The sequence below is a fragment of the Paraliobacillus ryukyuensis genome (assembly GCF_003315295.1).
GTDB classification, from domain to species: domain Bacteria; phylum Bacillota; class Bacilli; order Bacillales; family Amphibacillaceae; genus Paraliobacillus; species Paraliobacillus ryukyuensis.
The window spans coordinates 1-12,516 of record NZ_QNRI01000002.1 but is presented as its reverse complement, the minus strand read 5'-3'; the positions used below and the strand labels follow the sequence as shown (position 1 = coordinate 12,516).

Below are 12,516 nucleotides of genomic sequence, written 5' to 3'. Positions count from 1 at the left end.
CTTACACACCTACCTTACTGAATGGATCGGTCGAAACAGATTCATCCACTTGTTCATGCATTTCTGGTCCTTTTTTCACTTCACGAACCATTAAGTACACCATCACGATTGCTAGCACGGTAAAGATAGCCATGTACATGATGATGGAGAATAAAATACTTCCTGACGAAACGTTGGGTGATACCGAATCAGCTGTTGTCATCAAACCAAACACTGTCCACGGTTGACGTCCTACTTCCGTCATGATCCACCCAAAAGTATTGGCTAAGAACGGAAAAGAGATAGCTGGGATTAAAAAACGTAAAAAAACTTTACTTTCAAGCTTGCCTTTTTTCCATAACCATAGTCCTACTAATGATAACAAGATCATCGCCATACCAAAGCCAACCATTAAACGGAAGCTCCAGTAGGTGGTTTTGACTGGTGGAATATAATTCGTACCTTCGCCCATTTCCGCATCATATTTATCGGCATATTCAGCTTGTAAGGTGTTCATCCCTTTTAAGCTACCTTCAAATTTAGAATAAGATAAGAAACTTAAGGCATACGGAATGTTTAATTCATAGTTATTTTCTTGTTTTTCTGTATCAATTAAAGCAAAGGTGGACCAGGGTGCTGGGTCATCAGTATCTTCCCAAATCCCTTCAGCAGCAGCCATTTTCATTGGTTGTGTTTCCACTAAGTATTGTGCTTGCCCGTGCCCGCTAAAGGCAGTACCAAGACTTCCAATTACACCAATCACAAGGGCAATTTTTAGTGAAAGCTTATAGAATGTTACTTTCTTTTTCTTCAATATTTGAATCGCACTGATACCTGCAACAAAGAAAGCACCCGTACATAAAGCACCTGAAATGACGTGTGGGAATTCCACCCACTGTTGTCCATTGGTAATCAAGGCAAAAAAGTCATTCATTTCTGCCCGTCCATTTGCCATTGTGTAACCAACTGGATGTTGCATGAACGAATTCGCTGTTAAAATCCAGAAACCAGATAGAATCGTTCCAATCGACACAAGCCAAATACTAGCTAAGTGTAATTTCTTTGGTAGGCGATCCCAACCAAAAATCCATAATCCGATAAACGTTGATTCCATAAAAAACGCAAGCAACGCCTCAATCGCAAGTGGTGCTCCAAAAACGTCTCCAACAAATCGAGAGTAATCGGACCAGTTCATCCCAAATTGGAATTCTTGAATAATTCCTGTTACTACCCCAACCGCAAAGTTAATTAGAAATAAATGCCCCCAAAACTTCGTCATTTTTTTGTAAATTTCTTTTTTCTTCATTACGTAAAGAGTTTCCATTAATGCAACCATGAAAACCAGACCAATGGATAACGGCACAAAGAAAAAGTGGTAAACGGTCGTTACCCCAAACTGAAGCCGAGCCAAAAATAATGGATCCATCTTTCATTCCTCCAAGACTTTTTTAATTTAATGGTAATAAAAAGTTTATTTAAAAGATTACCTATTTATAGTAGCACAGAATTTATGGATGTTTTTGTCTATTCCTTGCCAATTTAGTGACCATTTTGTGAAATTTTTCATTTGCTGTGACAAACGTCACACCTAGCGTGTTTAGTAGCGTTGACTACGTTACACACTACTGTTTAATTGTAATAATATGTATTTTTGGTAGCGATAATAACCGTGATTATTATTCAAGTGAAAAAGTAGTACGAGGGGAGGAACGGAAAGTTCGTTCGGAGTACATGCCATGTTAATCTAGCAGGTGTACACTGTTGTGGATTTTTAGAAGTGAAAACTTGATATCTAAATTTTTTATGCACATAATGAACTTAAGAATACCCGTTAAAAAGAGGATCAACACTTCACTAACCTTAAGATGGATAACTACCTTCTGCAGTAGCTCTAGTAGAAGAAATTCCCCACACTCTTCACCAAAACATAGGAGGCGTTTCTTTTTATTGAAAATAGTGTTTACAGCTGTGACTACTGCTACGATTAACATTAGAATGCTTATCATCATGCTTAGTAGTTCACAATCTGTCATCGGTGATCATTCGGAGTAACCTGCCCATCCCGCATATGTAATCTATCAGTCCATAATTAAAAGCTTTTAAAGGTTGATACTCTTTATATTTACATTTGTTATTGTATCTTTCCTAACAACAAATCGTAACAATGCAAATTATCCTACTTAGAAAGTTCTTTCTACTTTTAAAACTATTTCTTCTCTAGCTGTATCACGCATCAAGCACTAAGGCTAACTACCGTAACCCAAATAAGGGGTGTCAAAATAACCAACAAAAACAAGCCAGTGAACATATATTTGATGTATTGATTCCGATCTTTACCAGCACGCAATTCCCATAGTCCTAATATAATACAATAGAGCCCTACCATCACAATGGCAACTGGAATGAGTAGTAATAAGATCACCATTTATTTCTCCTCTCTTTATCGAGCTTTTTCTATCGAACAAATATAACTTAAGTTTAACACATAGTGACATACCCATTAATTGATTTCTGGATATTTATGCTATACTGGGTTTTAAAAGCTTTAGTGCGGCAGCAACTCCTGCTATAATGAAAGAGTTTGGAAGCATTTAATAAACATCAATAAAAAATGGATGATAGTGAATGAGATGAATTTTTTGGAGGGATAACATGATTGCAAAGACAGAAGCAGATTTTACTGGATTACAAGCGATTGGACGTATTTGTGGTTCAATTCGGGATGAACTTGTTCGTTCTACCAAACCTGGCATCACAACGAAGGAATTGGATGAAATGGCGGGTGTCCTATTTGAAAAAGCAAGTGCGCAATCTGCGCCAAAAAGCGTATACGATTTTCCTGGATATACGTGCATTAGCGTGAATGAAGAAGTTGCGCATGGCATTCCAAGCGAACGAATCATTGAAGAAGGCGACCTCGTTAACATCGATGTTTCCGCTTCAAAAGAAGGTTATTTTGCAGATACCGGCATTTCCTTTGTTGTTGGGCAAGGCGAACAAGTATTGCAAAAACTCTGTGCTGTTGCTAAGGAAGCTTTTGACACCGGCCTGAAGCTCGCAACACCTGGGGCAAAAAAAAGTGTGCTAGGAAAAGCTGTACAAGACGTTGCCAAACAACATAGCTTCACCGTGATCAAAAACCTAACTGGACATGGCATTGGCCGCTCCATTCACGAATCACCTAATCATATCTTTAACTTCGAAGCACGCTGGGATGATGAAGTACTAAAAGATGGTATGGTAATCGCATTTGAACCATTTATCTCCACAATGGAGGAAGAAGTACTTCAAGCGGATGATGGGTGGACCTATTTTACTGATAAAAGCTATGTAGCACAGTACGAGCATACCATTATTCTGACCAAAGAAGGCCCGATTGTTACTACGTTGTAAGTAATGTAACTACCAAAACAGATTCGTTTATGAAAGGATCAGATTAAGTTGGGTACATTTTTTAAAAAGAGTTCTGAAAAGAAAAAAAGAACATGGAAAAAGGATGTATTGTGGGATTTTTCACTCTCTTAATCGTCTTATATACAAACCAAATCACTTTCTACTTTCTTAACCGTTACTTTATCTCCAACTTTGCTGTGTTTTGGATTGGACTGATAGCAGCTTTTGGTTCGTCTTTTATTCTTAATGTAAAAACAAAAAGAACAGAATAAGTGAACATGCTTAATTTAGAGAGGGAAATTGCCCTCTCTTTTTTATGCAGCTTACTTTTTTCATTAATGTTTTTTTGTAACAATTGAAATTGAAAATTGATACTTTTAAAGCAGGATATCAGCAAACGTAGTGATTAGAATATCACCCAAAATCGCAAAAAAGATGAATTGCCTCTTTACCGCACTAATGACAACCATCGCTACCACAATGACTGTCCAAACGATGTAATCACCTACTCTTGGAAGCAGGTCAAACAGAAATAGATTAATGGTGGATTTTTATATGTAATAATAAAAATAATGCAATGGCGAGGCGGTTTAAGTTTAAATGTGGACGCGGTTGCTTTTGCTTTGCTAGTGTTGGCACTGCGCAATCCTCCGTTTGTAATTGATGATCTGGGTGTGAACGCTGATAACTAATTTAGAAGACTGCTCTTAATCGGCAATCTTCAAACGACCGTCACCATGTTCGCGCATGTTGGACGGTCGTTTGAAGATATTCAATTCATGCAAAGCTTTATCCTTGTTGATTATTATCGCAATTCCGGTGATCATCGTACTTTCCATTCTAAGAAAGCGAAATAATAAAATAAACCGCTTAGAAGAAAAACTAGATCAACTTATAGCCGAGCAAAAAGATGATCATTCACATTAACAAAGCTAAAAAGAATGGTTGCAAATTCTATGTCTCCAACACCTGCAAATATATACAAGACGATCTCTCCTTTTTTAATTAAACTGTTTTGAGCAAGAATTATTATTAAACCAATCATTTTGTAGCGAAAAATTTAATGGAAGTTAAATATGTACGTTTACTTAATAAATGCATTCGATGGTCAATTTTTCTTTAGTTAACCTAAGTTATATTATACCATTTTTAGGAATAGTAAACTAGTCATTTATAATAGCTTGGTCATGTCAATTGAGACATAGAGATAAGGATATTATCGGTTCTCTGTCAAATGTGGTGGTGTCATTTTCACTCCACCATCTCTTTTATTACACTTACATTATTCATCATACTTGTACCGGAACCGCAGGGGAAATATACGCGCTTTCCTCGGGCACGGCCTCGGGCACACAGGACGTGGGTCAGTTAGACGTTGTCACAGGACGTGACGGTTTTCGTCTAACTTCTAGCCGCTTAACCAAGTGGATCTTCGGACGCGTGGGACTGCGATTACTCGTCCCATCGAAAACATTTGCTGTTCCCGTAGGAGTCTCGCATATTTCCCCTGTTAAGGTACTTTTATAATAAGACGCTTCTTATCTCTTGACGCCCCAGTATCTTCTTTTTCAATCGCTCAAAACTCTTAATGCCCTAAGATATGCATTTGGTCACTTTTATTGTGTTGTTCACCCCCTCAATATATCCATTATTAAAGAGAGGGGTTGCGTGAATTTTTTTCTTCGAGGGAAGCTTTGAGAAATCAAGGGATACCACCACATTTAGTATAGAGCCATATTATCTTCCTATTGTTAAGTGTATAAATTATAAAATGCGCTTCTTCGTTCTTGAAGAAACGCACCCAATAGTTTAATAAATATTAATTTAATTTACTATTAAGTTAGACTAAAACCGTCACGTGCTGTGTGCCCGAGGCTGTCCCGTGGAAAGCGAAGTATTTTGCCAAAGCGTTATATTTTCACTTGTTAATGTTCGGGTTTTTCCTGTCTATTTACTCTTTTGTCCCAGCCCCTTTCAATTCCCCTGTCTCATTAGCACTGTAACAGTAGCGGCAGCTTCGTTCGCTTTAGCTCTTGCACTCCGTTATTGGAAAAGTGAAAAGCTCTATAAAAGTGAAACAGTAACAATCAGTGTTGATAAAGTACCGAAAGAAGTTAAAGTAATGATTTTTCGGTTATTCTGCTCCTTTGAAGGCTTGATTAACTCGTATATTGTCGCAATCCATATAAATGCAGAGGCAACTGCAATCATAGTCATATCACGCCATCCCCCTTCATTTTTTTACCGTCTAACAGGAAAGTTTCTATAACACAAACCGGCTCGTTTGCATAATAAAAGTTAAACAATTCCTCCTAGATTTTAGCATAGATCTAATTTATCCTTGTTCAACTCTTCCGTCTCTATAGTTGAGCAAGAATATAAAAATGGCTTATTCAATCATTTGATTGAATCATTTAACTTTTCCCACTCACTTAGATACATTTTTTCAGTTATATTTTTAGGATTACCGATTTTGCAGATGAACTCTAAACTATTCCCGTCTGGGTCATTAAAATGAATTTTAGCGTGACCAAAACCCTCCTTAGGATTAGGCATTACAAAAGGTTCGGTTGGTTCAAAACCAAAGGCTTTCCTTGGCGTGTAACCTTTATTTATTAGCCAATCAACAGAGTCTTTTAAACCTTCTAAGGAGACCTCAAAAGCTATATGTCTAATGGATGGATGATACTCTAATTCAACTTTATCGGTCTTCCATAAACCAAGCCAACTTTTATCTTTTTCAATCCATAAAAATGCTAATCTATCCTCAATTTTATGATCAAATTCCAACCCTAATCCTTCATAAAATTTAATCGACTTATTTAAATCACTTACTGGTAAATGTGCCTCAAACAAACCTTTAATCAAGGAAAATACCCCCTAGTAAATTGTTACATTTGATAACCTAAGCGTATCATGCATTTCCATATTTTTTTGTTGCGTTACCCTGTCTCGTTACTACAATAAGCATTATTTAATAATTCTATTGTAATTGCTACTGCACCCCATTCAGCTGCTTTCTCTGGAGTATATATTTGATAAGTCTCGTCTATCATTTCATCAATTGAACTTCCAACAGTATCAAAATCACTTGCAGGTATAGTTTCGTACATTTCTTTAAATGTTGGAAATTCTCTTAATTCAATGACTTCTACTGTTAATGTATCTTTACTTTAATTTTCTTTTCATAAAGTATCCTCCTTCTATTTTTTTCTTTATTTTACCACAAAACCCAAAATCATCACTAACCACTCAACTGAATTAATTCAATATTACATGATGGAAACTTTCCGGTTGTCTAGCTAAAATAGCTCTATCATAAATGAGATGAATTTTACAAGTTGGACAACAAAAACCCCCTCGACCATCAAAAAGGTAGAGGGAGCTAGTAATTATGCATGCTTATCTTGAACAGAATGATGCCGTCCAATTGGTACGACCAAAGGAGAACTGGAGACAGGGTCTTTAATCACGGTGCACTTCAGTCCAAAGATCTGATTGATGATTTTACTAGTAATGACTTGGGCTGGCTCACCTTGTGCTACCATTTTTCCTTGATGAAGGGCAAAAATATGATCTGCATAGCGCGCGGATAAATTGATATCATGTAAGACCATCACAATTGTTGTTCCGTATGTATGATTTAGATCGGTCAGCAGATCTAGAATTTCAACTTGGTAAGTGATATCCAAAAATGTGGTTGGTTCATCTAAGAATAAAATGTCTGTTTGCTGGGCAAGTGCCATTGCGATCCAAACCCGTTGGCGTTGGCCACCGGAAAGTTCGTCAATGTGGTGGTTGGCTAGTTCCGTAATATTCATCATTTCCATCGCTTCAGCTACAGCGTGATAATCTTCTTTGGTCCAAGCCGCAAATAAGGCTTGATGTGGAAATCTTCCCCGTCCAACTAAATCAGCTACGGTGATGCCTTCTGGGACAATTGGTGATTGCGGTAACAGGCCCACCGTGCGCGCAAATTGTTTGGCAGGAAATTGCCCAATCGACTTGCCATCCAAGGTGATTTTCCCTGCTGTTGGTTTAATTATCCTTGCCAACGTTTTCAGCAAGGTCGATTTCCCACAAGCATTCGCGCCGATAATCACGCTGATTTGATTACTAGGTAACTCCAAACTGATGTTGTGAATGACCGTTTTATTCTCATAGCCAGCAACAATTTCTTCTGCTTGAAAAAGGTGTTTCGGTTTCATTACAATTCTCCCTTTTGGTTCATTCGAATAAGTAAGCAAATCAAATATGGTGCGCCAATGATTCCAGTGATAATGCCGACTGGATATCTGACATCAAAAGCAAATTGCCCAATCAAGTCTGATGCTAACACTAAATTAGCACCAACAAGACCAGCAGGAATGATAGTGGAGAACCCTGTTCCGACTAGCCTTTTGGCAATTGGACCAGCTAAAAACGCAACAAAGGCGATTGGGCCAGTTATCGCCGTGGCTAAGGCAAGAATCAAGACCGCACTAACAATCAGCAACAGCCTCGTTCTAGTGGTACGGATGCCTAAAGAAGTAGCTGCTTGTTCTCCAAGTTCTAAGACATTGAGTTGTTTTCCAAGTACAACCATGATCGGCACAAAAATCAGCACACTAATCATAAGGAGTGGAAGTTCGTGCAGTTGCACACCATTCAGACTACCCGTAAGCCAGCGTAATGCGGAAGGAATATCTTGTTGCGCACTGATCAACAGAAAATAAGAAATCAATGCATTTAGCATCGCTTGCATTCCGATACCAACTAAGATGATTCGGCCAATCGAGAATGTGCGACTTTTGGAAAATAAATAAATAAAAAGAACGGTAGCGAGACCAGCAACGACAGAAGCCATCGAAACGATCATCTCGCTTGTATGTAAAATAACAATACAAAAGACGGCTGCGGCACTCGATCCTGTCGAAATACCAATGACATTTGGGTTAGCTAGTGGATTGCGCAACATCGTCTGAAAGATATTTCCGGCAATACCAAATGCTATCCCTGCAAAAAATCCAGCCAACATGCGCGGTAACCGGATCGTATGCACAGCAAATGATACACCTTGAATCTCTGCACCAAACAGCGTTCGAATCACATCGCTGAGTGGATAAATCGTGTTTCCAAGTAGCAACATCGCACCACACAGTGCAACGGCTAATACAGCAAGGGAGACGGTAACTACCAGCCAGCGGTGATGTCTTTGTCGCCGTCCTGCGATAATAAATTCCATTGTATGGTTTTTCATAAGGCACGCACTTTCGCTTTCCTTGCAAGAATAATTAAAATTGGGGCACCAATAAAGGCAGTTACTACCCCTACTTCCAATTCACCTGGACTACCGAGCAAGCGGCCACACACATCCGAGATTGTTAAAATCATCGCTCCTGCGAGTCCAGCCATGGGAATAATCAAGCGCATGTCTGGACCAAGTATCAGTCGTATGACGTGAGTAGCTAATAGTCCAACAAAACCAATTGGTCCTGCTAGTGCGGTGGTTGCTCCACACAATACAACGGCTGCTAGTGCTGCGATCAGTCGAAGGAATCCGGTACGAACGCCTAATCCAGTTGCGACCTCATCTCCCAATGCTAATGCATTTAGGGCCGCGGTAGCGATAATACCTAATACCAAGCCAACAATAAGAAATGGTAAAAATGTGGTCACCGAACTCCAATTCGCAGCACCAACACTACCTACCTGCCAATACCGGAATTGATCCATCACATAGGAGCGCGGAATCATAATCGCAATAACGAGTGAAGATAGCGCAGCACTTGTGGCCGCACCTGCCAATACGAGCTTAAGCGGAGTCGCACCACCACGCCCCATTGATCCAATCCCAAATACAAACACCGCTGTCAGTGTCGCCCCAGCTAACGCCAGCCAAATATATTGATTCGGCGTAGTAATGTTTAAAAAAGCAATCCCACTAACGACAAACAACGATGCGCCCATGTTCACCCCTAGTATACTTGGATCTGCAATTGGGTTACGTGTAACACCTTGCATCAAGGCACCAGAAACCCCAAGTGCCGCACCACAAAACACACTAAATACGGTACGAACAATCCGACTTCGTACCACGGTTGCTCCGTAAGAATCGATCTGTTGATAAAATAAACCATTTCCTACTTCCTGTAACGTAACGGATCGAGAACCAAACATCAATGACGCAATAACGCACAAAAAGAATGACAGCAAGCAAATGATGAGCACGGCTATAAAGTGGCGTGGCACATGTGGTTTCATCCAGCTGTTTTTCGTGTCTAGTAACCTATTCATTGATCTTTTCTATCGCTCCTCCGATTAATTCTAAATATTCATCAATCGTGTAGGCGATGGAAAGTGGATTCGGATTTCCTGCTGCTGCTAATGCAGTATTATTACCAATAAAGACAACAGAGCCCCGTTCAATAGCAGGGATTTTACCCAGCAGCGGATCTGCTTTAACCGCTTCATATAAGCTATCATCACCATAACCGATTAAGATATCTGCATCATTCAGTACATCTGCATTCTCCGCACTCAAGTCTTGATAGAAACTATTTGGATCCGTGATTTGATTAACTACACTTTCTGGATATTCCATGCCTAGCTCTTCTAAAAATGCACCCCGCGGATCGGCAGGTGTATAAATCGAAATGGTTGATAAATCTTCAGCAGAGAAGTTTGCAAAGACGACTTTCTTCCCTTCAATCTCTGGATATTCACTTACTTTTTCTGCAATTAAATTCTCCGTATCCGTAATTAACTGTTCTCCTGCTTCTTTCATACCCATACCTGTGGCATTTAGCATCACTTGCTCACGCCATGTCGTCACCCAAGGTCCTTTTTTATAAGGGACAACGGGTGCAATTTGCGTTAATGTGTCATAATCTTCTTGCGTGATACCAGAGTAACCAGCTAAGATCACATCTGGATTGGAATCAGAAATGGCTTCAAAATCAAGTCCATCCGTGTCTTGATAAATGTTGGGGTCTTCTACACCTAGTTCATCCAGTTTTTCCTTTGTCCACGGCAGTAAACCACTGTCATCTTGCACGCCGTAATTGGCAGCTGAGAATCCTACAGGGACAACGTCAAGCGCAAGTGCAACATCATGGTTTGCCCATTGAATCGTTGCCACACGTTCTGGTTTGCTTTCAATCACCGTTTCCCCAAAAGCATGTTCCATGACAATCGGGTAGCCAGCAGTTTCTTCTGTAGAAGCTTTGTCGGTTTGACTGTCTTGTGCCTTCTCTGTGTTAGATGCTGAGCTAGAACTCTCCGAAGCACAACCGAATAATAGTAAAGCACTGATTGTTAAGAGAAGTGACGCAAGCCAATTTCGTTTTGTTTTCATTTTTCTCATCCTTTATTCTATGGTTTTTAACGCTTTTTACTTGTGAAAGAGACACCTATACTCCTACTTTAACTGTTTAAATAATGCAGCATTTTTTTCTTTTAATCGTTCATTGTGCGAAGATACCATCGCATAGTCATTTGCCTCTGGTTGAAGGTATTGCTTTGCTTTGTTCACTGCATGAATTGCATCCTGAAATGCACCAGCAATTAAGCCGACTTTGCCATCATGCATCAAAATATCGCCTGCAGCATATAAGCCATCAATCGAGGATTGACTGTTTGCGGTTCCTTCAATGAAGTAATCATTCACTCGTTTAATCTCCAGGTCACATTGATCCAATAATGCGGCATCACGTTCATACCCATGGTTAATGATGACATCGTCGACGGAGAGAGTTGTCACTTCACCTGTCTGATGATTGGTTAATTCAACTTGTTGGATGAAAGCTTGTTTTTCACCTCCATCTAACTTGGTGATCGACGTGTGATAGAAACACGTCGCCGAACTAGTTGTCAGCCTTTCCACTTGCGCTTCATGCCCCTTAAGCGCAGCATTTCGATAGGTGACATACACTTGCTTAGCATAGGGTAATAACTCGATTGCCCAATCAACTGCTGAGTTGCCTCCCCCTGAAATAATCACTGTCTTACCTTCAAAGCGCTTTAACGATTTAATTATGTAATGTAAATTGGAGGACTCATATTGTTCCGCACCAGCAATCGCCAACTTCTGTGGTTTCAAAATTCCTGCTCCGATGGCGACAATAACCGTTTTGGAATAATGCTTACGTCCAGATTCACTATGCAGGATGAAGCGTTTTGCTTCCGTTTGCTCAATGTTGACTATTTTTTCACTTGTCATCACCCTTGGGTCAAACGTTAAGCCTTGCTCTACCAGCTGCTCAATCAGTTTTTCTCCAGTTATGGGGGGAAGTCCACCAATATCCCAGATCATTTTCTGTGGATAGACATGGATTTTTCCTCCTAATGTTGGTTGATACTCAATGATTTTTGTTTTCATCGAACGTAATCCACTGTAAAAAGAAGCATACAAACCCGCGGGGCCGCCTCCAATAATGGTTACATCATACCAGTCCTCTGTCGTCATCTCCAATCCTCCTTATTTATTTCACACCATGCTTGTATGGCTTAATTTATGTTTTAATTGATAGTGATTATCAATATCAAGTGTATGTTATCACAGAAATAGAAACGATACAATACAGTCGCGGGAAAATAATCTATAATTTTCCTATTAGTGCACAAATTCGGTGCGCTATGATAGGAACAGCGTCTGTCTACTATAAACGTCGCTAGGATAAATTTTTTAAAAAATACAAACTATTTCTTTCTTTATTACGAATATACAGATAGCCAGTGAATGGTTGTGATACATACGATGATGACACCTGAGCAAAAATGGATTAAGGCCATTCAGAAAAAATCAAGTGAACATGCGGCTAATTTCCCAGTATACGTGACGATCGGGACGTATATTGCCTTAGTAATTATTGGAACAGCCAATCTGATCTGGTGCTGGAAAAAAGAACGATGGATTGATGTAGGTTGAAAGAAGGTTCTGGCTAGAGTAGAGGCACCCGAGTTTTTATCGGGTGCCTTTTTGTTTGAGTGGTGCTTGTGCTCAGGCTGGGGTCGGCGTGAATGAGTGTTAATTTTTATATGGTCTATATATAACTAAGATTCTTAATGGGGCCTTGCTAGATAAACAGCAAACAGAATGAGAATGATTCCTAGCACTATGAAAGACTTGTATAAAAAATTACGTTTCCTACGAGAAACACCAAG

Annotated in this window: 11 protein-coding genes and 1 pseudogene; 2 read left to right on the top strand and 10 right to left on the bottom strand. The window is 39.6% G+C overall.

The window, feature by feature from the left end; genetic code table 11:
- Position 1: 1 nt before the first annotated feature.
- On the bottom strand, positions 2 to 1,405 hold the full coding sequence (locus DES48_RS03405; RefSeq protein ID WP_113866861.1) for a cytochrome ubiquinol oxidase subunit I: 1,404 nt from the start codon (positions 1,403 to 1,405) through the stop codon (positions 2 to 4).
- An 807-nt stretch (positions 1,406 to 2,212) separates the two neighbouring features.
- Positions 2,213 to 2,404, bottom strand: a complete 192-nt coding sequence (locus DES48_RS03395) for a hypothetical protein (protein ID WP_113866857.1) — start codon at positions 2,402 to 2,404, stop codon at positions 2,213 to 2,215.
- A gap of 227 nt (positions 2,405 to 2,631) precedes the next feature.
- Here DES48_RS03395 and map point away from each other — a divergent pair, with 227 nt between their 5' ends.
- Positions 2,632 to 3,372, top strand: a complete 741-nt coding sequence (gene map / locus DES48_RS03390; RefSeq protein WP_113866856.1) for a type I methionyl aminopeptidase — start codon at positions 2,632 to 2,634, stop codon at positions 3,370 to 3,372.
- 2,064 nt (positions 3,373 to 5,436) lie between these two features.
- On the opposite strand, the gene DES48_RS15850 is transcribed toward map, so the two are convergent.
- The 8 genes and pseudogenes from DES48_RS15850 to DES48_RS03360 all read right to left on the bottom strand — a co-directional run bounded on the left by DES48_RS15850 (position 5,437) and on the right by DES48_RS03360 (position 11,818).
- On the bottom strand, positions 5,437 to 5,589 hold the full coding sequence (locus DES48_RS15850; protein ID WP_170126157.1) for a hypothetical protein: 153 nt from the start codon (positions 5,587 to 5,589) through the stop codon (positions 5,437 to 5,439).
- A 180-nt stretch (positions 5,590 to 5,769) separates the two neighbouring features.
- Positions 5,770 to 6,240: a VOC family protein gene (locus DES48_RS03385; protein ID WP_113866854.1), complete on the bottom strand. Its 471-nt coding sequence runs from the start codon at positions 6,238 to 6,240 to the stop codon at positions 5,770 to 5,772.
- A gap of 74 nt (positions 6,241 to 6,314) precedes the next feature.
- Positions 6,315 to 6,521 (bottom strand): annotated as a pseudogene (locus DES48_RS15845) (hypothetical protein); the annotation flags it as partial.
- 243 nt (positions 6,522 to 6,764) lie between these two features.
- Positions 6,765 to 7,580, bottom strand: a complete 816-nt coding sequence (locus tag DES48_RS03380; RefSeq protein ID WP_113866852.1) for an ABC transporter ATP-binding protein — start codon at positions 7,578 to 7,580, stop codon at positions 6,765 to 6,767.
- Positions 7,580 to 8,611 (bottom strand): FecCD family ABC transporter permease, encoded by a 1,032-nt coding sequence (locus DES48_RS03375; RefSeq protein WP_113866850.1) that lies wholly within the window; start codon positions 8,609 to 8,611, stop codon positions 7,580 to 7,582. Before DES48_RS03375 ends, DES48_RS03380 begins: the two co-directional genes overlap by 1 nt.
- Positions 8,608 to 9,648 (bottom strand): FecCD family ABC transporter permease, encoded by a 1,041-nt coding sequence (locus tag DES48_RS03370; protein WP_113866848.1) that lies wholly within the window; start codon positions 9,646 to 9,648, stop codon positions 8,608 to 8,610. The genes DES48_RS03375 and DES48_RS03370 overlap by 4 nt, the downstream gene beginning before the upstream one ends.
- Positions 9,641 to 10,708, bottom strand: a complete 1,068-nt coding sequence (locus DES48_RS03365; RefSeq protein ID WP_113866846.1) for an iron-siderophore ABC transporter substrate-binding protein — start codon at positions 10,706 to 10,708, stop codon at positions 9,641 to 9,643. The genes DES48_RS03370 and DES48_RS03365 overlap by 8 nt, the downstream gene beginning before the upstream one ends.
- 63 nt (positions 10,709 to 10,771) lie before the next feature.
- The gene (locus DES48_RS03360; protein WP_113866844.1) at positions 10,772 to 11,818 is read right to left on the bottom strand and encodes an NAD(P)/FAD-dependent oxidoreductase; all 1,047 of its coding nucleotides are present in this window, start codon (positions 11,816 to 11,818) and stop codon (positions 10,772 to 10,774) included.
- Positions 11,819 to 12,091: 273 nt separating this feature from the next.
- On the opposite strand from DES48_RS03360, the gene DES48_RS03355 reads away from it, so the two are divergent.
- Positions 12,092 to 12,280: a hypothetical protein gene (locus tag DES48_RS03355; RefSeq protein WP_113866842.1), complete on the top strand. Its 189-nt coding sequence runs from the start codon at positions 12,092 to 12,094 to the stop codon at positions 12,278 to 12,280.
- Positions 12,281 to 12,516 lie beyond the last annotated feature (236 nt).

Excerpts from the sequence above, each read along its gene's own strand:
- DES48_RS03365 (WP_113866846.1), bottom strand. The coding sequence starts at position 10,708 with ATGAAAACAAAACGAAATTGGCTTGCGTCACTTCTCTTAACAATCAGT.
- map (WP_113866856.1), top strand. The coding sequence starts at position 2,632 with ATGATTGCAAAGACAGAAGCAGATTTTACTGGATTACAAGCGATTGGA.
- DES48_RS03375 (WP_113866850.1), bottom strand. The coding sequence starts at position 8,611 with ATGAAAAACCATACAATGGAATTTATTATCGCAGGACGGCGACAAAGA.
- DES48_RS03370 (WP_113866848.1), bottom strand. The coding sequence starts at position 9,648 with ATGAATAGGTTACTAGACACGAAAAACAGCTGGATGAAACCACATGTG.
- DES48_RS03405 (WP_113866861.1), bottom strand. The coding sequence starts at position 1,405 with ATGGATCCATTATTTTTGGCTCGGCTTCAGTTTGGGGTAACGACCGTT.
- DES48_RS03355 (WP_113866842.1), top strand. The coding sequence starts at position 12,092 with ATGGTTGTGATACATACGATGATGACACCTGAGCAAAAATGGATTAAG.
- DES48_RS03380 (WP_113866852.1), bottom strand. The coding sequence starts at position 7,580 with ATGAAACCGAAACACCTTTTTCAAGCAGAAGAAATTGTTGCTGGCTAT.
- DES48_RS03395 (WP_113866857.1), bottom strand. The coding sequence starts at position 2,404 with ATGGTGATCTTATTACTACTCATTCCAGTTGCCATTGTGATGGTAGGG.
- DES48_RS03360 (WP_113866844.1), bottom strand. The coding sequence starts at position 11,818 with ATGACGACAGAGGACTGGTATGATGTAACCATTATTGGAGGCGGCCCC.
- DES48_RS15850 (WP_170126157.1), bottom strand. The coding sequence starts at position 5,589 with ATGACTATGATTGCAGTTGCCTCTGCATTTATATGGATTGCGACAATA.